Here is a 24,181-nt window from a genome sequence, read left to right on the forward strand (position 1 = left end):
CGCGCAGCGTTCGACCGAGGTCAGAGTTCGACCGGGCGCAGACCGATTCTCGTGACGATCGGTTCGCGTTGCCCGCCGACGTGAACGACCTCGTCGCCGTCGACGGTCAGCTGCGACGCGTGGGCCTGCAGCGCCTCGCGCACACTGGGCAAGTGAGCCGACAGGTCGCTCCACTCGATCCGATCGAGGTCTCCCCCGACCTCCCGGTCGGGCGGAATGACTTCCAGCATCGGCAGACCGCGAGTTTTCGCGACCTCGCGGGTGATCTCCTGGGTGCGAACGTGGTCGGGATGCCCGTACCCGCCGTTCTCGTCGTAGGAGATCAGCACATCCGGACCGATGGCGTCGACATACGCTTCGAGGTCTGCGGCGGCGTCCGACAACTTTGCGGCAGTGAGGGATTCGCCGTCCGAGTCGTCAGCCGGGCCGGCGACGGTCTCGGTGATCCACCGCATGCCTGAATCGCGGTAGGTGCGTTCCTGCGTCTGCCCCGCAGCTCGTGCAGGCGGGCTGCCGAGGAACGCATGACCGGCGACCTGCAGCGTCCGAAGAGCGGAGGCGAGCTCGCCCTCGCGCAGCGCGACCAGTTGGTCCGACCCGGGCTCGACCCCCGAGACGGCAGGCGTCAGTTCGCCACGTTCACCGCGCGTCGCGGTCACGACCCGCACCTCCACACCGCGTTCGACGAGCTCGGCGATCAGCGCACCGGTCGCGAGCGTCTCGTCGTCAGGATGGGCGTGGACCAGCAGAACTCGACGCGCACCACTCAGCAAACTCACGGATATCGGCCTCTCTTGGTCGGCGGCAGAAAGAACGCGGTCAGCCGGTGAGTCGCTGTAGCCGCGGCGTGCGCAGCAGGTCATCACCCAGGGCGCGTTCGATCATCCGGCATGCCGACCTGGACTAGCGCTGCTTGCGCTTCTCGCGCACCCGCACTGACATCTCGATCGGAGTGCCCTCGAAGCCGAACTCCTCACGGATGCGGCGCTCGAGGAAGCGTCGATAACCCGCCTCGATGAAGCCGGACGCGAAGATCACGAACCGCGGCGGACGCGTGGACGCCTGCGTCGCGAACAGGATGCGGGGCTGTTTACCGCCGCGCACCGGGTGCGGGTGACCGGCGACGATCTCGCCGATGAACGCGTTCAGGCGGCCCGTCGGGATGCGGGTGTCCCAGGACTCGAGGGCGGTCTCGATCGCCGGAACCAGCTTCTCGACGTTGCGACCGGTGACCGCGGAGATGTTCACCCGCGGCGCCCAGGTCATCTGGACGAGTTCGCGCTCGATCTCGCGCTCGAGGTAGTAACGGCGCTCCTCGTCCAGCAAGTCCCACTTGTTGAAGGCGACCACCAGCGAACGACCGGCGTCGATGACCTGCTGCACCACGCGGATGTCCTGCTCGGCGATCGACTCCTCGGCGTCGATCAGCACGACGGCGACCTCGGCCTTCTCGATCGCGGTCTGGGTACGCAGCGAGGCGTAGAAGTCGGCACCACGGGTCTGGTGCACGCGGCGCCGAATGCCGGCCGTGTCGACGAATCGCCATGTCTTGCCGGCGAGTTCGATGTACTCATCCACCGGGTCACGGGTGGTGCCGGCCACGTTGTCGACGACGACACGGTCTTCACGGGCCAGCTTGTTCAGCAGCGAGGACTTGCCGACGTTGGGGCGTCCGACCAGTGCGACGCGGCGCGGGCCGCCGCGCTGATAAGCACCCGAGACGGTCGACTTGTCGGGGAGCACATCCAGCAGCGCGTCGAGCGCGTCGCCTGTGCCGCGTCCGTGCAGCGCAGAGACGGGCCAGGGCTGGCCGAGGCCCAGCGACCAGAGCATCGCGGCGTCGGCCTCGGAGCGCTGGTCGTCGACCTTGTTGGCGATCAAAATGACGGGCTTACCCGATTTGCGGAGCAGTTTCACGACGGCCTCGTCGGCGTCGGTCGCACCCACGGTCGCGTCGACCACGAAAAGGACGGCGTCGGCGAGATCGATCGCGACCTCGGCCTGCTCGGCAACGCGCAGGTGAATGCCCTGGGCGTCGATCTCCCAGCCGCCGGTGTCGACGAGCGTGAACCGGCGTCCGCTCCATTCGCCGTCGTAGGCGACGCGGTCGCGGGTGACACCGGGGACGTCCTCGACGACGGCCTCACGGCGTCCGATGATGCGGTTGACGAGGGTGGACTTGCCGACGTTCGGGCGGCCGATGATCGCGACGACCGGGCGGGTCGATTCCTCCGACTCCTCATCGAGGTCGGCGCCCTGTCGTTCGAGCAGGGCGCGGTCCTCTTCACTGAGGTCGAAGTCCTCCAGTCCGGCACGCAACGCGCGCTCGACGTTCTCCTCGTCGGTGACGGTGGGGGGATTCTGCTCAGTCATTGATCCATCATCCCCGACACCCGGGTTGAACGAGAAACTCAGAGCACCGGCGGGGCGTCGACCGGCAGCTTGAGGCCGGTCTCGTCGACCGCAGCGTGCACGTGTTCGGCCAGCCGGGAACGGATCTCCTCCGTCGCCAACTGCAGTTTCTGCCGACCTGGGACGCCTTCGTACGCCGGCAGGTCGAACGGTTCACCGAACACGACACGCAAGGTTGATCCCGGCTTCGGCCAGGACTCCCGACCGCGCCCGGTGCCGCGCGTCCCCAGCGTCGCCGCGGGGACGATCGTCGCGCCGGTCTGCAGCGCCAGCCACGCCGCGCCCTGATGGGCCGACTCGACCGTGCCGGCACCCCGCGTCCCTTCGGGGAAGATGCCGAGCGCGTGACCGTCGGACAGCAGGGACTTCGCGACAGCCAGCGCCTGCCGGTCACCGGTGCGCTGTTCGATGGGAATCTGTCCCATGCCACGCAGCAACCGACCCCAGACGGACTTGAAATAGCTCTTCTTCACCAGGAAGTGAACTGTGCGTGGCGCGAGGCAGAAGACGAGCGGGCCGTCGAGGAATCCGGTGTGGTTGGAGATGATCAACACCGGTCCGGTGCGCGGAACCCGTTCGGGGTGAAGGGCTTTCGCGCGCCACCCGAACCTCACCAGTCGGTTGCCGATGCCGCGTCCACGGTCGGACCAGCCGCGGTCGAAGTCGATCTCAGTCACGTCGGGCCTCCTCGACGATCTGCAACACCGCCGCCAGCGATTCCTCGAAGGTCAATTCGGAGGTGTCGACGAGCGTGACGCCGTCCGCGGCGGTCATGAACTGGGAAACGGTGGAGTCGGCCTTGTCGCGGTCGACGATCTGGGAGCGGGTCGCCTCGACGGTCGAGCTGAGTTCCTTGGAACGGCGCGCGAGCCGTGCCTCCTCGCTGGCCGTCATCAGGATCCGGACGTCGGCGTCCGGTGCGACGACCGTCGTGATGTCGCGGCCTTCGGCGACGACTCCCCCGGTCTGTTCCGCGAGCTGCTGCATGAGCGCCCGCTGTCGCTCCCGCATGTTCGCGCGAACCTGGAGATTGGTGGCGACCTTCGCGACCTGACGGGTGAGTTCGGGCTCGCGGATCTCTGCATCGATGCGTCGATCCCCCACTGCCACCGTGGGGTTCGAGGGATCGGTGCCCATCTGCAGGTCGAACGACTTCGACGCGTCCGTGACCGCAGGTCCGTCGTCCAGGTCGACGTCCTGGTCGAGACACCACCAGGTGAGGGCCCGGTACATCGCGCCGGTGTCGAGGTAGCCCCAGCCGTGCTCCTTGGCGACGAGCTTGGAGACGGACGACTTGCCGGTGCCCGAGGGGCCGTCGATCGCGACCTGGATCTGCTTCATGCCACTCCCTTTTCGTTCGTCACCATTGTCGCCACCCTCACTCATGCACGCTCCATCCCTTCGCGGTGAGTTCATCGCGCAGTCGTTCGGCCACGGACGGGAGCACCGACACTTCGGCCAGGCCGACCGGTGCACCCTGCCCGTGTTCCAGGCGCAGGTCCTCCATGTTGACCCCGGCCGCACCGATGTCGTTGAACAGTCGGCCGAGCTCGCCCGGCCGGTCGGGCACCACCACGACGAGCGTGGCGTAGGTCGTCGGTGCGCTGCCGTGCTTGCCGGGGATGCGCGCGTGGCCGAGTTGGCCGTCGGCGATCACCCGGGCCAGCACCTGCCGGGCTCCGTCCTCGTTGCCGGCCGCCAGATCGGTGACCGCCTGCCGAACGCGACCGAGGTCGTCCAGCAGAGCATCGAGCACCGGGGCGACGGCTGCCGCATTGCCGGCGAGGATCTGCGTCCAAAGCATCGGATCGCTCTCGGCGATGCGCGTCACATCACGAATTCCCTGTCCGGACAGACCGATTGCTTCGTCCGACAGTTCACGCAGCCGTACGGCGACCAGACTGGCGGCGAGTTGCGGCACGTGCGAGACCGCCGCGACGGCGTGATCGTGTTCGGCGGCGTCCATCGTCGTGGTGGCGGCGCCGGTGGCCTCGGCCACGGCGCGGACCGCGGCAACGGCTCCCGGGTCATCATCCTGGGTCGGGCAGATCACCCAGGTGCGCCCTTCGAACAGATCGGCGCGCGCGGCGACGGCACCGGAGCGTTCGCGTCCGGCCATCGGGTGTGACCCGACGTAGCGCGACAGATCGGCGCCGGCGGAGCGCAGTTCGTCGAGCACCTGCTGCTTCATCGAGGCGACGTCGGTGACGACGGCGCCCGGCCAGCGGTCAAGTTCGGCACGGACGACGGACACAACGACGTCCGGTGGTGCGGCCACCACAACGACCTCGGGTGGGTCGGTGACGTCGATCTCGCCCGCTCCCATGTCGCGGGCGATGGCCTGCGACGTCGGGGACGGGTCACTCAACGAGACACGGAACCCGCTGCGGGACAACGCAAGACCGATCGACGTTCCGATCAGGCCACAGCCGACAATCCTTATGTGCACGCAGATGCTCCAGCCATGTTCGGGGCCCCCGCAAAGTATCGGAGCGACGAAGGAGCGGAGGAATTTCTGGGGTCAAGCCCACAGCCGACGACTCTGACGTGCATCCGTCTACAGTCCTGCCGCCTTGTAGAGACCCTTCACCTCGGCCGAGGACAGCGGACGCATCTTGCCCGGTCGCAGGTCACCCAGCTGAACCGGGCCGACGTCGGTGCGTACGAGGGACTCGACGGGGTGGCCGACCGCCTCCATGATGCGTCGCACGATGCGGTTGCGGCCCTCGTGCAGGATGATCTCGAGCATCACCCAGCCGGGTCGTGAGTCGACGACTTTGAAGGAGTCGACCTTCACCGGTCCGTCCTCGAGTTCGATGCCCGCACGCAGTTCCTTACCCAGGCCACGGGGCAACGGACCCGGGACGACGGCGACGTACGTCTTCTGCACGCCGTACCGCGGGTGCTGCAAACGGTTGGCGAGTTCGCCGTCGTTGGTGAGCAGCAGCAGCCCCTCGGTGTCGGCGTCCAGGCGTCCGACGTGGAACAGGCGCTCCTTGCGGGGGCCGACGAAGTCGCCGACCGACTCGCGGCCGAGATCGTCGTCCATCGTCGACACGACACCGAGCGGCTTGTTGAAGGCGAAGTAGACGCGGCTCTCGTCGAGCACTACGCGCTCACCGTCGACGTGCACGATCTGCTTCAACGGGTCGATGCGCACCCCGAGTTCGGTGACGATCTGGTCGTCGACCGACACGTGTCCGTCGGCGATCAGCTGTTCGCAGACGCGGCGGCTGCCCACGCCGGCGGCAGCGAGCAGCTTCTGCAGGCGCACGCCGTTGGGGTCGTGGACGTCGATCGGCTCGGCCGGGGCCTGCCGCTTCGGCGGGAGCGGCGCTCCACCGCGGTTCGCGGTGGTACCCGACGAACCCTTGCGGTGGTTGGTCTTCTTCGCCGGACGGCGGCCATTCGGAGTGCTCATGCGTGTCCCTGCTCAATCAGTTCGTCGATCACGTCGGTCTCGGGTAGGTAGGGGGCCAGCGCGGGCAGTTCGTCGAGTGACGACAGGCCCATGCGCTGCAGGAAGTATGGGGTGGTGCCGTAGAGCATCGCGCCGCCGTCGACGTCGGTGCCCATCTCGGCGATCAGGCCACGGGTGGTGAGGGTGCGGATGACGCCGTCGACGTTCACGCCGCGCACCGCGCCGACCCGGGCGCGGGAGATGGGCTGGCGGTACGCGATGACGGCGAGGGTCTCCAGCGACGCCTGGGTCAGCTTGGCCTGCTGACCGCCCAGGAGGAACTTCTCCACAGCCGGTGCGTAGTCCGCCCGACTGTAGACGCGCCACCCACCGTTGATCTCGCGGATGGTGAATCCACGCTGCTGCAAGGCGTATTCGTCCTCGAGCGCGAGGAGGTGTTCCCGGACGTCGTGCTCCTCGAGTTCGAGGGCGTCGGCCAACTCGAGAGGCGTCAGCGGCTGGTCGACGACCATCAGGATGGCCTCGATAGTGCTGCGTGCACCACCTGGGAAGTCCTCGACGTCGAAGCCTTCGGGCTCGACCGGCACCTCGATCGCGGGCACCGGCACGTCGAGCGGTTCCTGTTGCGGCTCAGTCATCGCCGGCTCCTTCGTCATCTGGTGCTGTGGTGTCGGGGTCGGGCTCAGCCGTCGGCACCGGGTCGTCCTCGTCGAACTCGGCGCTGACCTCCACGTGAGTATCTGTGTCCGCGGTCCAGCGCACGGTGAGATCGCCCAGCGCCTCCTCCTGCTCGAAGACGATCACCGCCTCCTTGAACAGTTCCAGCACAGCAAGGAACCGCGCGACGATCACGAGCGTGTTGTCGGCGTCGGCAACCAAGTCGCGGAACGACGAAACCGGTTGCGCCCGAAGCTTGTTCGCGACGATCTCGGCTTGCTCACGCACGCTGACCGCAGCCTGGTGCAGATGCTCCAGACCGACCGACGGCGGCATCTTCGGGATCATCGCGGACGCCGCGATCATCGCCAGTTGCTCGGGCCTCACATTCATGACGAGTTCGGGCAGCAGACCGGCGAACTGCTCCTCCAGACCTGCCTGGCGGGCCGTGATGCGTCCGGCGGTCGCCATGCGCTGATCGAAGGCTGCGGCAACCTGCTTGAACGCGCGGTACTGCAACAGTCGCGCGAACAGCAGGTCGCGCGCCTCGATGAGGGCGAGGTCGTCCTCGTCCTCCGGGCCGGAGTTCGGCAACAACCGAGCAGCCTTGAGGTCCAACAGAGTTGCCGCGATGAGCAGGAACTCCGACGCCTGACCGAGGTCCCAGTCGGCCTTCGTCTTCTGTGCCTGCCGGATGTGCGCGATGAATTCGTCGGTGACCTTGTGCAACGCGATCTCGGTGACATCGAGCTTGTGCTTGGCGATGAGGCCGAGCAGCAGGTCGAAGGGCCCGGAGAAGACGTCGAGGTGCACCTGGAACGGGGTGGACGCACTGCGCTTGGTGATCACGCCACCGGGTACGACCTCGTCCGATGTGGATACGTCAGCGGATTCGGCGAGCAGTGCAGCGTCGCCGGACTCGATCGCGTCCTCGATGACGTGAGTGGGCTCGCCGCCCTGCTCAGGCTGCGTTGCCGCGGGCGATGAGTTCACGAGCCAACTGTCGGTAGGCCTCGGCTGCGCCGTGGTTGGAGGCGTACTTGGTGATCGGTTCGGCCGCGAGGGTGGCGTCGGGGAACTTCACCGTGCGGTTTATCGTGGTGTGGAACACCTTGTCGCCGAAGTGGTCGACCACCGATCGGACGACGTCGCGGCTGTGCAGCGTGCGTCCGTCGTACATGGTGGCGACGATGCCGTCGATCTCCAGGCGCGGGTTGAGGCGGTCGGTGACCTTGTCGATGGTCTCGACCAGCAGGGCGACACCGCGCATCGCGAAGAATTCGCACTCGAGCGGGATGATCACGCCGTGTGACGCGGTGAGCGCGTTGACCGTGAGCAGACCCAGGCTGGGCTGGCAGTCGATCAGGATGACGTCGTACTCGTCGGCGACCGGACGTAGCACGCGCGCCAGGATCATCTCGCGAGCGACCTCGCCGACCAGCTGGACCTCGGCAGCCGACAGGTCGATGTTGGCCGGCAGCACATCGAGATTCATGACCCCGGTGCCCTGGATGACTTTGTGGATGTCGTGACCGCGTTCGACCAGCAGGTTGTAGACGGTGAGGTCGAGTTCGTTGCTGCGGACGCCGAGACCGGCGGACAGCGCGCCCTGCGGATCGAAGTCGACGACGAGGACGCGCCGGCCGTACTCGGCCAGGGCTGCGCCGAGGTTGATCGTGGTGGTGGTCTTGCCGACCCCGCCCTTCTGGTTGCACAGCGCGATGATGCGCGCGGGTCCGTGACTCTCCAGCCGCTTGGGGTACGGGAAGGTCGGTAGCGGGCGGCCGGTGGGACCGAGGGTCTCCTGCTGGCTCAACTTCACTCCTAGAACGTGCTCTGGCTCTCGCCGATCAGCGGCCAGCCTATGCCACCACCCCAACCCGCGCCCAGTCCCCGACGAAGACAGTGCTCGAAGCTGATTCAAACCCTTCCACGACGCTGGACGAGGAGGTGCGGAGCGTCAGCAGAGCGCCATAGGCGTTTGTCCTGAGTGGACGAGAGTGACGAGCGTCGTGTCGAAGGGATCGAGAACCCATCCACGCCCGCTGGTCGAGCCCGACGGATGAGGAACGAATCCGTCGGTGCCGAAACCACCCCGAACCCTCGACGCAAACCCACTCCGTTCCCTAGTGACCACTGAAATCGGCGTGAGTTCGTGCCCTTCGCCATGCCCGGCGAAGGGCACGAACTCACGCCGATTTTCGGGGTGCTTGCAGGCCAGGTGGATCTCGCTGCATGCGGTACTCGCTACTTGACCTCGGAGCGCCTCAGCAAGAACAGCCCGACGACGAGATGAAGGGCGATCCAGATCGCCGTGGTTGAGGCGAGCGGGTCGTCACCGGAGGGTGAGGTCAGCGCGCCCGCGGATGAGATCCGGCGAACACCTCACGCAGTTGCTGGACGGTGACCAGCGTGTAGATCTGCGTGGTGGTGACGGAGGCATGACCGAGCAGTTCCTGCACGACGCGGACGTCGGCACCGCCGTCCAGCAGGTGCGTCGCGAACGAGTGGCGCAGCGTGTGCGGCGACAGGTGAGCGGTCAGTCCGACACGCTCCCCACAGGCCTGAATGGTGTTCCACACCGACTGGCGCGACAGGCGTCCGCCGCGCTGGTTCAGGAACAACGCGGGCGTCCCCTTGCCCTTCGATGCGAACACCGGACGGGCACGGACGACGTACGACTGCACTGCGTCCTTGGCGAACGAACCGAGCGGTAGCACCCGCTCCTTGTCGCCCTTTCCGAGGACGCGGACGGTGTCGGTCTCGAGGTCGACGTCGTCGACGTCCAACCCGGTGATCTCGCTGACGCGCGCACCGATGCCGTACATCAGTTCCAACATTGCCCTGTCCCGCAACGAGTTCGGCGTGTCACCGACGCTCGCCGCGTCGAGCAGTCGCGCCACCTCGTCCTGGCTGATCGCCTTCGGCAACCGTCGTCCCGGAGTCGGCGGTGACACACCTTCGGCCGCGTCCTTGGTGGTCTCCCCCTCCAACGCGAGGAACTTGTGGAAGCCGCGCACGGCCACCAGCGACCTGGCCGCAGACGACGCCGCGAGTGGCGGATGCTCGTCGTCGCCCTCACGCAAGTGAGCCAGGAACCCGCTGACCTCGTTCTCCCCCACCTTCACGGCGTCCGTGACACCAAGGCCGGCGAGATAGCCGCGGTAGCGCTCGAGGTCGCGACCGTACGCCTTCAGGGTGTGTACCGAGACACCGCGCTCCACCCGCAGGTGATCGAGCCACCCGCGGATGCTGCGTTCGAGCGCGGTGGCGGCCATGGACGTGCATTCTGCCTTCTGCACCGGCCGATCGGGACGAGCGCGTCCGCGCGGCGTGGCCGCCGGGTAGGTTCCATCCCATGCGCATCGCGAGGGGACACCGATGAAGCTCTACGCCGAACGACCGATCCGACTGCTGCCGCAGATCCTGTTCGACGCGGCGATCGTCACGTGGCTGGCCTTCTGGTGGAACGTCGCGAATCGCGTGAACAACACGGCGGACGCGTCGACCGTCGGCGCGAACAAGCTGGAGACGAGCGCCGCCTCGCTTTCGGGCAACCTCACCGAGGCGGGCCAGCGCCTGCGCAAGGTGCCGTTGGTCGGCGACACCCTGCAGTCGCCGTTCGACAAGTCGGCCGCGGCAGCCAACCAGATCTCGGCGGCCGGGCGTGACATGTCCGTCGGCATCGACGACCTCGGGGATCTGCTCGGCTACCTCACCGCAGCAGCTCCGTACCTGTTCGCCCTGCTCCTCTGGGGCATGATCCGCATCCCCTGGCTGCGCAAGGCGTCCCAGGCCGCCAAGCTGCGCAGGACGACGGCAGGCATGGACGTGCTCGCGCTCCGAGCATTGCAACACCGTTCGGCTGCAGAGCTTTTTGCGGTGTCGTCCGGACCGGCGACGAGCTGGCGCACCGGTGACGAGGAGACCAATCGGGCCCTCGGTGAGCTTCACCTGCGCAAGCTGGGTCTGAACGCAGCCAAGGCCGAACCGATCGTGTCCCGTGCTGCGACGGCCCGACCGGTGACCGCGTCGGAGCCGGATCGCGGGCCCACCGGTCCGGCCACTCAGCCGGTCCGGCGGGACGACGACGTCAGTCCGTCGTAGGACTCATCAGCGAGGGACGCAGGTCGACCTGCGGCGGCGTCCACGAGGAGCGGTCGGCTGCCGACTGATCGCCGGATCGGATGTCCTTCACCTGGTCGCTGCCGTCCTCGCCGGCCCCCGGGAACCATACGAACGGGATCCCGCGACGGTCGGCGAACTGGATCTGCTTGCCGAACTTCGCGGCCTTGGGCGCCACCAGCGTCGCGATGCCGCGCCCGCGCAAAGCCGTTGCGATCCGGGTCGATTCGGCCCGCGAGTCCTCGTTGTTGACGGCGACGAGCACAGCGACCGGGGTCTCCCGGGAGGCCGTCAGGCCCTCCTCGCCGATGAGCAGACCCAGCAAGCGCGAGACGCCGATCGAGATGCCGACCCCGGGGTAGGTGCGCTTGCCGTCGGTGGCGAGCGAGTCGTACCGACCTCCGGAGCAGATCGACCCGTAACCGGGGTCGCGTTCGAGCATCGTCTCGTAGACGGTGCCGGTGTAGTAGTCGAGGCCGCGCGCGATGCGCAGGTCGGCGATCGCGACGCCGGGAGCGTGCTCGGCCGCGGTGGCGATGACGGACTCGAGGTGCGCCAGTCCCTCGTCCAGCGTCGGGTGCTCGACCCCAAGGGCACGGACACGCTCGACGAACGAACCGTCCGGTGAGTTGATCTCCGCCAGCGCGAGGCACTGCTTGGCCTGCTCGTCGGTCAAGCCGTTCGCGACCAGGAGCTCCGCGACCTTCTGCGGCCCGATCTTGTCGAGCTTGTCGACGATGCGCAGCGTGCCGATCACGTCGTCGATACCGAGACCGAGGTAGAAGCCCTCGCAGATCTTGCGGTTGTTGACGTGAATCGTGTAGTCACCGACCGGTAGCCGCGCGAACACGTCCGCGATGACCAACAGCAGTTCGGCCTCGTAGTGCGCGGGCAACTCCCCCGCATCGACGATGTCGATGTCGGCCTGGATGAACTCGCGGTACCGGCCGCGCTGCGGTCGTTCACCGCGCCAGGCCTGCTGGATCTGGTAGCGACGGAAGGGGAACGTCAACTTGCCGGCGTTCTCCAGCACGTAGCGCGCGAACGGCACCGTCATGTCGAAGTGCAGGCCCAGCGTCGGCTCAGCCTGCTCGTCGGCGGGGGCTGCCAACCGGCGGACGGCGTAGATCTCCTTGTCGGCGTCCTCGCCCTGGCTGGACAGCCGCTCGACCGACTCGACGGAGCGGGTGTTCACCGAGGCGAAGCCGTGCAGCTCGAACACCTCACGGATGGTGTCGAGGAAGTACTGCTCGGCGATGCGCTCGGTGGGCAGCCATTCCTGGAAGCCACTGATCGGAGTGACCTTGGAAGCCATGTGTTGTGAATCCTTGTGTGTCAGAGGTTCTGGAGGAAGGGGTTGCTCATGCGCTCGTGAGCCATGGTGGTGCCGGGGCCGTGGCCGGGCAGCACCAGTGCGGTGTCGGGCAGCGGCAGGACGACGTCCTTCAGCGACCGCTGCATCGACTCGTGCGAACCGCCCGGTAGGTCGGTGCGGCCGATGGAGCCCGCGAACAGCACGTCGCCGGACAGCACGGTCGAGGTCACCTCGACCTCGCCGGGAAGACCGTCGGGAATCGTGTCGATGCCGAACATCACCGAACCCTCGGTATGGCCGGGGGCGTGGCTGACGGTGAAGTCGAGGCCGGCGAGCGTCAGCTTCTGTGCGTCGGCGATCTCGACGATGTGCTCGGGTTCCTTCCAACTGGCCTGTTGCCCGAACTGCTGCTCGAACATGTGCAGCAGGCCCGGATCGAGGCTCGACAGCGGGTCGGCGAGCCGGTAACGGTCGTGATGGTGGATGTAGGCACCGAGTTCGCCGCCGCAGACGGGCGTCACGGAGTACACGTGATCGACGTGTCCGTGGGTCAACAGCACGGCGGTCGGCTTCAGGTCGAGATCGGTCAGGACCTCGGTCAGCTGCGGCATCACCCCGATGCCCGGGTCGACGACGACGCACTCCTGTCCGCGGCCGGTGGCCAGCACATAACAGTTGGTTGCGAAGGCCTGGGCCGGGAAATAGACGGTCAGCACCGGCCAAGCCTATCGACGGCGTATCCAGGTCGTGACCTGCCGCCCGGGCCCGCGCCGGACGGATGTCCCTAGACTGACCGGCGACCGTGCCCTTCGGGGCAGTACAAGCCGCCAGGCTGCACCGACTGGGAGTCCTCACCCGTGCGACCCACATCGCGACCCACCGAGCGAGCAAGCACGCGCCGTCCGCACCGTCTGATCTCAGCCCTCGTGGCAGCCACCGTGATCGGCGGTTCGCTCGCCGGTTGCGCCGATGGTGACGACAGCCCGCAGAACACCACGTCCGCCGGATCGTCGGCGACCTCGGCCGGCGCGGGTGGCGCGGGTGGCGCGGCCTGCACGCCGGCGACGAGCAAAGAGGGCCTAAAGCTGCCGGCCAAGGAGTGCGCGCAGGGCAAGACCTTCGACGCCAGCATGGAGACCGACCAGGGCACGGTGAAGTTCGAGCTGTACGGCGACAAGGCACCGCAGACGGTCGCGTCGTTCATCCAGCTCTCGGGCGCCTACTACGCCGACACTTCGTGCCACCGTCTCGTGCCCGACTTCGTGCTGCAGTGCGGTGACCCCACCGGCACGGGTCAGGGCGGGCCGGGCTACACCTACGGCCTGGAGAACGCACCCGCCGACGACCAGTACCCGCGCGGCACCCTTGCGATGGCGCGCCAGGCAAACAAGGGCGACAGCAACGGCGGTCAGTTCTTCGTCACCCTGAAGGACGTGCCGATCCCGTCCGACAGCGCCGGCGGCTACACCATCTTCGGCAAGGTGGTCAGCGGCATGGACGTCGTCGACAAGGTGGCTGCCGGCGGTGTCGGTGCCGACGGCACCGCACCCAAGACCCCTGTCACGATCAAGAAGATCACCGTCACTGAGAAGAAGGCCTGACGATGTCGACCGACGCACCGAAGCCGACGCCCCGCCCCGGCGTCCCCACGCCCGCTGCGATCAAGCCGCACGCCCCGGCCGCAGCGCCCGCTGCCACCCCGGTGGCCGCGTCCAGCAACTCCGTGACGTTCGGCCGGGTCGCCGACGACGGCACCGTGTTCGTCCGCACCCCGGACGGTGAGAAGGAGGTCGGGTCCTACCCCGACGCCACCCACGAGGAGGCGCTCGCCTACTTCGCCCGCAAGTACGACGAGTTGGCGGCATCCGCGAACCTGCTGCTGAAGCGCGTGGTGCAGACCGACCTGTCCACCCAGGACGGCCAGGCGGCGCTGAAGTCCCTGCGCGAGCAGGTCTTGCAGGCGAACGTCGTCGGTGACCTGCCCGCACTCGACAACACCGTCGAGCAGATCGCGACCGCCCTCGCAGCCAAGGCCGAGGTCGAGTCGAAGGCTCGCGCCGAGGCCAAGAAGGAGTCGGCCGCCAAGCGCGAGGAGCTTGTCGCCGAGGCCGAGAAGATCGCGTCCCAGCCGGTCGAGAAGGTGCAGTGGAAGCAGTCCACCGCTCGAATGCGCGAACTGTTGGACGAGTGGAAGACGTTGCAGCGCAGCCAGGTTCGGCTCGACAAGGAGACCGAGCACTCCCTGTGGACGCGATTCAGCGCCGCCCGGAACGGCTTCGACAAGACCCGACGCACCCATTTCGCCAAGCTCGACGAGGAGCACTCTTCCGCCAAGGCCACCAAGCAGAAGTTGGTCGAGGAAGCCGAGAAGCTGTCCGAGAGCACCGAGTGGGGTCCGACCGCAGGTGCGTTCAAGCGGTTGATGAGCGAATGGAAGCGCGCCGGTCGCGCCTCCCGAGCCGACGACGACGCACTGTGGGCGAAGTTCAAGGCAGCTCAGGACGCGTTCTTCAACGCCAAGGACGAGGTGGCCGCCGCTGAGAACGTCGAGTTCGAGGCCAACCTGAAGGTGAAGGAGGAACTCCTCACCCAGGCGCAGGCGCTTGTGCCGATCAAGGACCTGGAGAAGGCCAAGAAGGATCTGCACGCGATCCAGGACAAGTGGGACGCCGCCGGCAAGGTGCCGCGTAAGGACATCGAGCGGATGGAGCGCGGCATGCGCAAGGTCGAGCAGACCATCCGCGAGGCTGAGAACAAGCAGTGGAAGAAGACCGACCCCGAACTCGCTGCGCGCGCCGGATCGTTCGCGCAGCAGCTGCAGCGGGCGGTCAGTGACCTGCAGGACGAGATCACCGCGGCCGAGGCCAAGGGTGATGACAAGAAGGCCGCGAAGCTGCGCGAGGAGCTCAAGACCAAGCAAACCTGGCTCGACCAGGCGATGGGCGGACTGAAGGAGTTCGGCAGCTGATGCTGGATGCCGCGGACGGACTGATCGAGTACCTGGGCACGAGCCCGTCGCCGTTCCATGCGTGCGAGACGTCAGCTCGCATGCTGGAGGACGCGGGTTTCGTCCGGCTGCTGGAGACGGACGCCTGGCCGAGCGAACCCGGGCGCTACTACCTCGTCCGCGGCGGCACGCTGGCCGCGTGGAGCACCGAGCACGCCGACGGCGCCACGACACCGTTCCGCATCGTCGGGGCGCACACCGACTCCCCCAACTTCCGGATCAAGCCGCAGCCCGACCATCGCAGCATCGGCTACGCACAGTTGGGGGTCGAGCCGTACGGCGGCATCATCCTGAACAGCTGGCTGGACCGCGACCTCGGCCTCTCGGGGCGGGTCACTGTTCGCGAGAACGGCTCTGTCGCAGCGAAACTGCTACGGGTCGACGAACCGCTGCTGCGAATCTCGCGACTTGCGATCCACCTCGACCGCAGCGCCGCGGAGGGTGAGGTCTTCAACAAGCAGTTCCAGATCGCACCGCACTGGGCGCTGGGTGACGCACCCTCGTTCCGCGAATTCCTCGCTGCCCGGCTCGGGGTCGCCGAGGCCGACGTCCTGGCATGGGATGTGATGACGCACGACATCCAACCGGCCGGCCGCACGGGGCTGAACGGTGAGTTCGTGGCCGGCGCGCGGATGGACAACCTCGCGACGTCCTACGCCGGCACCCGGGCGCTGATCCGCGCGGTCGAGGACGGCCCGGCCGACTCGACCGTCCAGGTGCTTGTGCTCTTCGACCACGAGGAGATCGGGTCGATGACCGAGCGTGGCGCCTTCTCGGTGCTGCTGCCGACCGTGCTCGAACGGATCGGCTCCGGGCTCGGTGGCGGACGGGATGACTACCACCGTGCCCTTGCCGGCACGGTGATCGCGTCCGGCGACATGGCGCACGCCACGCACCCCAACTACGCCGATCGGCACGAACCCGACCACCGCATCGCGCTGAACGGCGGTCCGGTGTTGAAGGTCAACACCAACGGCCGTTACGCCACCGACAGCGTCGGTGCCGGGTCGTTCGCGCTCGCCTGTGAGCAGGCCGGCGTGCCGATGCAGTCCTTCGTCATGCGTTCGGATCTGCCGTGCGGCTCGACCGTCGGACCGATGACCTCGGCGCTCACCGGTGCGACCACCGTCGACTTCGGTGCGCCGACCCTGTCGATGCACTCGGTGCGCGAACTCGTCGGTTCGGACGACCAGCAGATGTACGCCGAAGCGTTGACCGCGTTCCTCGCACCCGCCTGAGCAGGTTCGGTTCTACTCGCCGAGGACGGTGCGCTGGATCAAGTTGCCGTACTCGCGAACTCCGTTGCCGTTCGGGTGAACTCCGTCGACGAACCAGTCGTCGTGCGGGTTGGCCAGGGAGTACCAGTCAGCCACCTTCACTCGCGGTGAGCGAGCGGCGACCGAGCGCAACTGCTTGAGCACCTCGTTCTGCCAGAACCGAGGCACGCGAGGAAGCCCGAGTACCACGACGCTGTGCGTCGGGATCTTCGCGATGGCGGCGGCCAGCGCGACCTCGTCGATGACACCGTTGTTGCCGACATGGATGAGGACGATGTCCGTGGTCAGGGACGGCGCCAACCGGTCGAGTTCGGACACAGCGACGAACCCCTGCTCACCTTCCTTGGCGTGCAGGGTCGCCGTCTTGAACCGCCGGTGCAACCCGTTGGCGGCACCGATCGCGAACGAGTCACCGAACACGGTCATAGTCATGTCCGATGTGCGACCGTCGAAGGACGGAGTCGGTGAACTGCTGGTTGACGACGTCGGCGATGCGGTCAGGGACGGCGCCGAAGGGGCGGAACCGGTCGGTCGGTCGCTCGTTGCTGACGGCGTCGCAGACGGGACGGCGAACGACGGCGGAGCAGGCTCCTCGACAGCCGCGGTGACGGCAGCTTTCGCCGCGGTCTTCGGCTGCGGGCTCATCGCGGCGACGGCACCGGTCGATGCGAAGACCGCGACGAGCGTGCACACCAGCGCCGGACGCGCGATGCGTCCGATCGAGTGAGAGCGCAGCGATCGCCAGCCACCACGCAGCCCCAGGCGACGGACGGGTTGTTCGACCAGTTGGTACGACAACTCCGACAGCACGAACGTCAGCCCGAGCTTGAGGGCGATGTTCGCACCTCCGGTCAGCGGCACGTCGAGTTCGGGACGGGTGAAGACGAAGACCGGCCAGTGCCACAGGTAGAGGCCGTAGGACCGGCGTCCGATCGCAGCGAGGGGTTCGAGGTCGAGCACTCGGCCCAGCACACCGGGACGAGTGGCAGCCGCGACGAGAACGGCCGTGAGCAGAGCGAGAGCCGCGAAACCCCAGCGGTACAACGCAACCGACCATGAGTGCACCGCCCACAGCGACCACAGCAGGGCACCGAGCGCCACGACTCCGGCAAGCGTCGACCGAACGGTGGCCGGACGCAGCGCAGGTCCGCCGAAACCGGCGCCGCCGCGCCACACCGCAAGGGCGGCACCGACCAGTAGACCGGCGCTGTGCGAGTCGGTGCCGAAGTAGAAGCGTGAGGCGTCCGCTGCGAGCGGCGCGCCGGAACGCAGCGTGCCCACGCCCATCACCAGCATCGACGCGGCCGCGCCCAGGACGCACACCGCGAGCATCGCGAACCTGCGCGCATGCGGACGACGGAACACGAACGCGATGAGCGCGACCACCAACGGCCAGACGACGTAGAACTGCTCCTCCACCGCCAGCGACCACAGGTGCTGCAGGGCCGGCGGTCGACCGAACGCCTCGAAATAGGAGCGTTCGTGCAGCACGTACCACCAGTTGGAGGTGTACGTCGCGGCCGCACCGAGGTCACCTAGGTAGCTGGTGAGCTGATCGCGTCCGGCGGCGAGCTGCGCGAGCGTGGTGGCGAGCAGGACGACGACCAGTGCCGGGATGAGCCGGCGTGCACGCGCCGCCCAGAACCGACGCAGATCGACTCCGCCGCCGGTTATAGATGCCCGGGCCCACAATTGCGAGGTGATCAGGTAGCCGCTGATCACGAAGAAGATGTCCACCCCGAGGAATCCGCCTGCGGCCCAGGGCAGTTCGAGGTGGTAGAGAATGACTGCGACGACTGCTATCGCTCGCAGTCCGTCCAGTCCCCCGACATGCTTACGCGCAGCCGGCGGTTGCTCGTCGGCGCGCACGCCCCCCTCGTCACGCATGGGCACCATGGCACTACACCCAGGGGTGAGTCGTCACGGGTGACGCGGCCCACGAGATCAAACCGTGATGGACGCCCGTTCAAGACGGGTCGGGGTCAGGAGGCGCCGACGCGCTGACCGGAGCCGGTGAGCCGGTATACGTCGAACACGCCGTCCACCTTGCGCACTGCCCGGATCACGTGGTCGAGGTAGCCGGCATCGCCCATCTCGAAGGTGAACCGGGAGACGGCGACGCGATTGTTCGCGGTCGACAGGTTCGCCGACAGGATGTTGACGTGCTGTTCGGACAGCACCCGGGTCACGTCGGAGAGCAGGCCCTTGCGGTCGAGCGCCTCGACCTGCAACTGCACCATGAACACGCTCGCCGCGGACGGCGCCCACGCGACCTCGACCAGCCGATCCGGCTGGGACTTCAACTGGGCGGCGTTCGTGCAGTCGTCGCGGTGCACGGACACGCCATGACCGGTGGTCACGAAACCGAGAATGTCGTCGCCGGGCATCGGGGTGCAGCACCGGGCCAGCTTCACCCAGACGTCGTCGGTGCCCACGACCGTGACTCCCGGATCGCCCGCACGCCGCCGCGTCTCGGCGCGGGTGATGATCGGAGCGCTCTCGGGAGTCTCCTGCGGCTCCGGCTCGTCCGGACCGACGGCCTCGCGCAGCAGCTTGGAGACGTGTTCGGCGGAGACGTGGTTGTCGCCGATCGCGGCGTACAGCGAGTCGACGTCCTGGTAGTGCAGACCGGTCGCGACCTTGGCCATGGTGTCGACATTGGTCAATCGCGCGATGCCCTGACCCTGTTTGCGCAGCGCCTTGGTCAGCTGTTCCTTGCCGGAGTCGATCGCTTCCTCGCGACGTTCGCGGGAGAACCACTGGCGGATCTTGCTTCGGGCGCGCGGGCTGGCGACGAAGCCCAGCCAGTCACGACTGGGCCCGGCGCCGTCGGCCTTGCTGGTGAGCACCTCGATGACATCGCCGTTCTCGACCGGCGACTCCAGCGGCGCGAGCCGTCCGTTGATCCGGGCCCCGATCGTGTGGTGACCGACCTCGGTGTGCACCGCGTAGGCGAAGTCGACGGGGGTCGACCCGACGGGTAGACCGACGACCTCACCCTTGGGCGTGAAGACGTAGACCTCCTGACTGCCGACATCGAAGCGCAGGTTGTCGAGGAACTCATCGGGGTCGGCGGTCTCGCGCTGCCATTCCAGCAACTGGCGGAACCAGGCCATTTCATCGAGCTGCCCGCCGTCGGACGCCGCCGGGACCGGCGCAGCAGCCGACTTCGCATCGTCCTTGTATTTCCAGTGCGCCGCGACGCCGTACTCTGCCCGGTGGTGCATCGCGTGGGTGCGGATCTGAATCTCCACCGACTTGCCGTCGGGCCCGATGATCGTCGTGTGCAACGACTGGTACATGTTCATCTTCGGGGTGGCGATGTAGTCCTTGAACCGCCCCGGCACCGGGCTCCACCTGGTGTGCAGGGTGCCGAGCACCGCGTAACAGTCGCGCACCGAGTCGACCAGGATGCGCACCGCGACCAGGTCGTAGATGTCCTTGAACTCCCGGCCGCGCACGATCATCTTCTGGTAGACCGAGTAGTAGTGCTTGGGCCGACTGGTGACCGTCGCGTCGATCCGCGCCGCCTTGAGGTCGGTACTGACCTGTTCGCGGAAACCCTGCAGATACTGCTCGCGCGCGGGTGCGGCGTCGGCCACCAACCGGGCGATCTCGTCGTACAGCTTGGGGTGCAGCACCGCGAAGCAGAGGTCTTCCAACTCCCACTTGATGGTGTTCATGCCCAGTCGATGCGCGAGCGGAGCGTAGATCTCGAGCGTCTCGTTGGCCTTACGGGTCGCCGACTCCACCGACACGTAACGCCAGGTGCGCGCGTTGTGCAGCCGGTCGGCGAGTTTGATGACCAGCACCCGGATGTCCTTGGCCATCGCGACGACCATCTTGCGGACGGTCTCGGCCTGCGCCGCGTCGCCGTACTTCATCTTGTCGAGCTTGGTGACGCCGTCGACCAGGAGGGCGATCTCCTCGCCGAAGTCCTCGCGCAACTGGGTCAGCGAGTAGTCGGTGTCCTCGACGGTGTCGTGCAGCAGCGCGGCGGCGAGCACGGCCGGCTGCATGCCGAGTTCGGCCAGGATCGTGGTGACCGCGAGCGGGTGGGTGATGTACGGGTCGCCGGACTTGCGGGTCTGCCCGCGGTGGGCGTGTTCGGCCACGGCATACGCGCGTTCCAGCAGCGTGACATCGGCCTTGGGGTGAGAGGCACGGACGGTGCGCAGCAGCGGGCCGAGCACCTTGTGCTGCGGTGTGCGCGGGGCGCCCAGCCGCACCAGACGGGCCCTGACCCGCGACCCCGAACGCTCCTGCTCGACCATGAATTGATCTTAGTGCCGCAGCGCGGCAGAACTGACCGCCGTGCCGTCACACGGTCGCGACGACCGAGACCTCGTGACCCTCCAGCAGTCGGCGCCCCTCCAGGAACCCGACCTCGAGCAGGAACTCGATTCCGACGACCGCCGCGCCCGCCCGTTCCAGCAGCGAGACCGCAGCGGCGGCGGTGCCCCCGGTGGCCAGCACGTCGTCGACCAACAGCACGCGCTTGCCCTCGCACGCGTCGGCCGGGATCTCGATGGTGGCGGTGCCGTACTCCAGGTCGTACGTCTGGCCGATCGTCTCCCCCGGCAACTTGCCGGCCTTGCGCACCGGCAGGAAACCCACGCCCATCCGCTGGGCCAGCGGAGCGCCCACGACGAAGCCGCGAGCCTCGATGCCGGCGACCAGGTCGATCGTGCCCTCCCAGCCGGACGCCACCTCGCCGAGCACGAGAGCGAACGCGTCGGGGTCCGCGAACAGCGGGTTGAGGTCCTTGAACAAGACGCCCGGCCGGGGGAAGTCGGGGATGTCGCGCACGCGCTCCAGGAGCACCTGCGAGGCGTTGCTCACGCGTCGTCCTTCGTGGCCCACGGGTGCACCTCACGCTTACGGGCGGTGCGTTCCTTGCGGGCGGCGACGAGTTCCTTCTCCCGCTCCGGGTCGACGACGCCGGACGAGGTCTCGGCGGTGCCTGCGTGGTCGGCTCCGGTCGCTTCCTGGTACTGCGCCGCGCGCCGGGCCAGTTCCTTGTTGGCGGGCTCACGGTTGCGCAGCGACACCAGCAGCGGGGTGGCGATGAAGATCGAGGAGTACGTGCCGACGGCGATGCCGATGAACAGCACCAGCGCGAGGTCGAGCAGGGTGCCCGGGCCGAGCATGGTGAATCCGACGACCAGCAACGCCAGGATCGGCAGCAACGCGACGACCGAGGTGTTGATCGAACGGACGAGCGTCTGGTTGACGGCGTAGTTGGCGGCCTGAGCGTAGGACCGCTTACCGGTGGCGTGCGCCTCGTCGACGTTCTCACGCACCTTGTCGAACACGACGACGGTGTCGTAGATCGAGTAACCGAGGATCGTCAGGAAGCCGATCATCGTGGCCGGCGAGACCTCGAACCCGGACAGCGCGTAAATGCCGACGGTGAACGCGAGGTCGTGCAGCAACGCGACCAGCGCGGCGACCGCCATCGCCCACGTGCGGAAGTAGATCGCGAGCACGACGGACACCAGCACCAGGAAGACGATCAACGCGATCAGGGCCTTGCGGGTGACGGTCTCACCCCAGGACGGTCCGATGTACGAACTGTCGATGGAGGTGGCCGGGACACCGAACTCCTCGGCCAGCGCGTTCGAGACCTTGTCGGTCGTCGCGGCCGAGTTGTCGCCGAGTTTCTTGGCCTGGATGCGCACCTGGTTGTCACCCAGTTTGGTGACGTTGAGCGAGTCGTTGGCACCGGTGGCGGAACTCACGGCGTCCTTGGCGCGCTCCTCGTAGTTGTCCATCTGGGTGACGCCCTGGACGCGAAGCTCCGAGCCGCCCTTGAACTCCAGGCCGAGGTTCAGACCCCGGCCGAGCAGGCCGGCGGCCGCGACGACGAGAAGGATCGCGGAGATGACGTACCAGGTCTTGCGGCGTCCGACGAAGTCGAACTGACGGCGTCCGGTGTAGAGGTCGTTACCGAACTGCGCGAAGCTCGCCATCAGAGCATTCCTCCTTCGGCCGCAGCGGCCTTGCGATCGGCGATCGTGACGCGTCCGCGCCCGGCGTAGGTGGCTCCCTTGGCGCCCAGGCGCTCGGGGTCGAAGCCGGACCACTTGTGTCCGTCGCCGAAGAACTTGGTGCGGGCCAGCAGCGACAGCACCGGGTGGGTGAACATCACGACGACCAGCAGGTCGATCAGGGTTGTGACACCGAGGGTGAACGCGAACGCCTTCACGCTGGATTCGGACAACACGTACAGCACCGCGGCGGCGATGAAGTTCATCGCGTCGGAGATCAGGATCGTGCGGCGGGCACGGGCCCAACCCGTCTCGACGGCGGCACGCAATGGTCTTCCGGATCTGACTTCGTCCCTGACTCGTTCGAAGTAGACGATGAAGGAGTCAGCGGTGATACCGATCGCGACGATGAGGCCGGTGATGCCGGCCATGGTCAGACGGAAGTTGTTCGCGTAGCCCAGGAAGGTGACCGCACCGTAGGTGAGCAGACCGGCCACGATCAGCGAGGCCACGGTCACCAGGCCGAGCGCGCGGTACTGGAACAGCGAGTAGAGGACCACCAGGAGCAGACCGATCGCGCCGGCGATGAGTCCCTTCTGCAACTGGTCGGTGCCCAGCTGCGGGCTGATCTGGTCGGAGGTGAGTTCCTTGAAGCTGAACGGCAGCGCGCCGAACTTGAGTTGATCGGCGAGGGTCTTCGCGCTGTCGGAGGTGAAGCCTCCGCTGATCTCGGCGCGGCCGTCGACGATCGGGCCGTTCGTACCGGGAGCGGAGATGACGACCCCGTCGACGTTGATCGCGGAGCGGTTCTGGTCCTGCTGCAGGGAGGACAGACGACGGGTCATGTCGCCGAAGGCCTTCTTGCCCTCTTCGTTGAACTCCAGGTTGACCGCGACCTCACCGGTGGCGATGCCCTGCTGGTTGGTGCGCTGGCCGAAGGAAGCGTCGGTGATGGTGGAACCGTCGACCTCGACCGGACCCATCAGCAGAACCTCGTTGCCCTCCTTGGCACACGCGACGGAGGGCTCGTCCTCGGGCGCCTGCGCGGAGATCTCACGGAACTTCGCCGCGGTGGGGCCCTTCTTCGGATCGGTGTTGCGGCAGCTGAACTGCGACATCAACTGCTGGTAAGTAGTGCCCTTCTTGGCCAGCCCGTTGGTCACCCAGATGTCGGCGACCGGCTTGGCGCCCCACTGCGGGTCGCTGGGCGTGGCCGGGATGCCGGCGTCTTCGGCACCGGGCAGTGTCGGCTGCGCGGGAACCGGGTCGGCCGGAGCAGCGGGCGTAGTCGCGGCGGTCTTCGACGTGGTCGCAGGCTTGGAGGTCGCAGGCTTGGAGGTCACAGGAGTGCTCGGCGCCGGAGTGCTCGGTGCGGCCTTGGCGTACGCCTCGGGGAACGGAGCGTTCGCAGAGGTCGATGCTGCCGGTGCAGAGGTGCTCGGCTTGGCCGGAGCGCTCGTGCTCGGCTTGGCCGGAGCGGTCGAGGGCGAGCCGGACGGAGTCGAGGGCGCGCTGCTGGTCGACGGCTTCGCCGTTGCAGCGGCATCCGCCACCGGCGGGGTCGTGGCGATGACCGGACGGATCGTCAGCTTGGAGGACTGCGCGAGAGAGTCGAGGATCTCCTTGGACGGGTTGCCCGGGATCGCCACCACGATGCTGCGGTCACCCAGGGTGCTGACCTCCGCCTCGGCGACGCCCGTGCCGTCGACGCGCTGGCGGATGATGTTCACCGCCTGGTTCACCTGGCCCGAACTGACCTGCTGGCCGCGTCCGAGCACCGGCTCGAGGACGACCTGGCGGCCACCTTCGAGATCGAGGCCGAGCTTCGGGGTCCATTGTCCGGCCGGCTTGGCCCAGACGGTGGTCGCCGCGATGCCGCCGAAGAGCGCGGCGATGATCAAGAAGAGCAGGATCAGCGTGCGCTTCGGTTTGGAAGCCGGTGCACGACGAGCACGGGTTGCACGGGTTGCCACGAAC

Annotated in this window: 21 protein-coding genes; 4 read left to right on the top strand and 17 right to left on the bottom strand. The window is 67.5% G+C overall.

Features of this window, described 5'->3' with window-relative positions; translation table 11 throughout:
* Positions 1-20: 20 nt before the first annotated feature.
* From ACYU8W_RS07440 to xerD, 10 genes are all read right to left on the bottom strand, one after another.
* Positions 21-779 carry a PIG-L family deacetylase gene (locus ACYU8W_RS07440; RefSeq protein WP_499467923.1) on the bottom strand — a complete coding sequence of 253 codons (759 nt, stop codon included), beginning with the start codon at positions 777-779 and terminating at the stop codon, positions 21-23.
* A gap of 124 nt (positions 780-903) precedes the next feature.
* Positions 904-2,373: a ribosome biogenesis GTPase Der gene (gene der, locus ACYU8W_RS07445; protein ID WP_141928204.1), complete on the bottom strand. Its 1,470-nt coding sequence runs from the start codon at positions 2,371-2,373 to the stop codon at positions 904-906.
* 38 nt (positions 2,374-2,411) lie between these two features.
* Positions 2,412-3,089, bottom strand: a complete 678-nt coding sequence (locus ACYU8W_RS07450; RefSeq protein WP_499467924.1) for a lysophospholipid acyltransferase family protein — start codon at positions 3,087-3,089, stop codon at positions 2,412-2,414.
* Entirely contained in the window at positions 3,082-3,753 is a 672-nt protein-coding gene (gene cmk / locus ACYU8W_RS07455) for a (d)CMP kinase (protein WP_499467926.1), read from the bottom strand. Before cmk ends, ACYU8W_RS07450 begins: the two co-directional genes overlap by 8 nt.
* A 37-nt stretch (positions 3,754-3,790) precedes the next feature.
* Complete coding sequence (locus tag ACYU8W_RS07460; RefSeq protein WP_499467928.1) at positions 3,791-4,861, bottom strand: prephenate dehydrogenase; 1,071 nt, start codon at positions 4,859-4,861, stop codon at positions 3,791-3,793.
* A 108-nt stretch (positions 4,862-4,969) separates the two neighbouring features.
* Entirely contained in the window at positions 4,970-5,833 is an 864-nt protein-coding gene (locus ACYU8W_RS07465; RefSeq protein WP_499467930.1) for a pseudouridine synthase, read from the bottom strand.
* Positions 5,830-6,471, bottom strand: a complete 642-nt coding sequence (gene scpB, locus ACYU8W_RS07470) for an SMC-Scp complex subunit ScpB (RefSeq protein WP_499467932.1) — start codon at positions 6,469-6,471, stop codon at positions 5,830-5,832. The genes ACYU8W_RS07465 and scpB overlap by 4 nt, the downstream gene beginning before the upstream one ends.
* A complete protein-coding gene (locus ACYU8W_RS07475; protein WP_499468556.1) occupies positions 6,464-7,393 on the bottom strand; it encodes a segregation and condensation protein A in 930 nt (309 codons plus the stop codon). Before ACYU8W_RS07475 ends, scpB begins: the two co-directional genes overlap by 8 nt.
* A gap of 58 nt (positions 7,394-7,451) precedes the next feature.
* Positions 7,452-8,306, bottom strand: coding sequence for a ParA family protein (locus tag ACYU8W_RS07480; RefSeq protein WP_499467935.1), 855 nt, complete (start codon positions 8,304-8,306; stop codon positions 7,452-7,454).
* Positions 8,307-8,841: 535 nt separating this feature from the next.
* Positions 8,842-9,768, bottom strand: a complete 927-nt coding sequence (gene xerD / locus ACYU8W_RS07485; protein ID WP_499467938.1) for a site-specific tyrosine recombinase XerD — start codon at positions 9,766-9,768, stop codon at positions 8,842-8,844.
* Between the two features lie 103 nt (positions 9,769-9,871).
* On the opposite strand from xerD, the gene ACYU8W_RS07490 reads away from it, so the two are divergent.
* Positions 9,872-10,597: a hypothetical protein gene (locus ACYU8W_RS07490; RefSeq protein WP_499467940.1), complete on the top strand. Its 726-nt coding sequence runs from the start codon at positions 9,872-9,874 to the stop codon at positions 10,595-10,597.
* Here ACYU8W_RS07490 and hisS read toward each other — a convergent pair.
* Together hisS and ACYU8W_RS07500 are read right to left on the bottom strand one after the other, a co-directional pair.
* Entirely contained in the window at positions 10,584-11,930 is a 1,347-nt protein-coding gene (gene hisS / locus ACYU8W_RS07495; protein ID WP_499467942.1) for a histidine--tRNA ligase, read from the bottom strand. The two genes, ACYU8W_RS07490 and hisS, sit on opposite strands and share 14 nt — an antisense overlap.
* Before the next feature lie 20 nt (positions 11,931-11,950).
* Positions 11,951-12,646, bottom strand: coding sequence for an MBL fold metallo-hydrolase (locus ACYU8W_RS07500; protein WP_499467944.1), 696 nt, complete (start codon positions 12,644-12,646; stop codon positions 11,951-11,953).
* A 210-nt stretch (positions 12,647-12,856) separates the two neighbouring features.
* Between ACYU8W_RS07500 and ACYU8W_RS07505 the strand changes: the two genes are divergently transcribed.
* From ACYU8W_RS07505 to ACYU8W_RS07515, 3 genes are read left to right on the top strand one after another with little or no spacing between them, the layout of a single operon-like run.
* Positions 12,857-13,531 (top strand): peptidylprolyl isomerase, encoded by a 675-nt coding sequence (locus tag ACYU8W_RS07505; protein WP_499467946.1) that lies wholly within the window; start codon positions 12,857-12,859, stop codon positions 13,529-13,531.
* Between the two features lie 2 nt (positions 13,532-13,533).
* Positions 13,534-14,898: a DUF349 domain-containing protein gene (locus ACYU8W_RS07510; RefSeq protein ID WP_499467948.1), complete on the top strand. Its 1,365-nt coding sequence runs from the start codon at positions 13,534-13,536 to the stop codon at positions 14,896-14,898.
* Complete coding sequence (locus ACYU8W_RS07515; protein ID WP_499467950.1) at positions 14,898-16,175, top strand: M18 family aminopeptidase; 1,278 nt, start codon at positions 14,898-14,900, stop codon at positions 16,173-16,175. Before ACYU8W_RS07510 ends, ACYU8W_RS07515 begins: the two co-directional genes overlap by 1 nt.
* 12 nt (positions 16,176-16,187) lie before the next feature.
* Here the strand turns inward: ACYU8W_RS07515 and ACYU8W_RS07520 are convergent, their stop codons facing one another.
* The 5 genes from ACYU8W_RS07520 to secD form a co-directional block, all read right to left on the bottom strand.
* Positions 16,188-18,101 carry an acyltransferase family protein gene (locus ACYU8W_RS07520; RefSeq protein WP_499467951.1) on the bottom strand — a complete coding sequence of 638 codons (1,914 nt, stop codon included), beginning with the start codon at positions 18,099-18,101 and terminating at the stop codon, positions 16,188-16,190.
* A 95-nt stretch (positions 18,102-18,196) separates the two neighbouring features.
* Entirely contained in the window at positions 18,197-20,488 is a 2,292-nt protein-coding gene (locus ACYU8W_RS07525; protein ID WP_499467953.1) for a RelA/SpoT family protein, read from the bottom strand.
* Between the two features lie 46 nt (positions 20,489-20,534).
* Positions 20,535-21,056 carry an adenine phosphoribosyltransferase gene (locus ACYU8W_RS07530; RefSeq protein ID WP_499467955.1) on the bottom strand — a complete coding sequence of 174 codons (522 nt, stop codon included), beginning with the start codon at positions 21,054-21,056 and terminating at the stop codon, positions 20,535-20,537.
* A complete protein-coding gene (secF, locus tag ACYU8W_RS07535; RefSeq protein ID WP_499467957.1) occupies positions 21,053-22,186 on the bottom strand; it encodes a protein translocase subunit SecF in 1,134 nt (377 codons plus the stop codon). Before secF ends, ACYU8W_RS07530 begins: the two co-directional genes overlap by 4 nt.
* Positions 22,186-24,177 carry a protein translocase subunit SecD gene (gene secD / locus ACYU8W_RS07540; RefSeq protein ID WP_499467959.1) on the bottom strand — a complete coding sequence of 664 codons (1,992 nt, stop codon included), beginning with the start codon at positions 24,175-24,177 and terminating at the stop codon, positions 22,186-22,188. Before secD ends, secF begins: the two co-directional genes overlap by 1 nt.
* Between the last annotated feature and the right edge of the window lie 4 nt (positions 24,178-24,181).

It is taken from the genome of Yimella radicis (assembly GCF_054778255.1).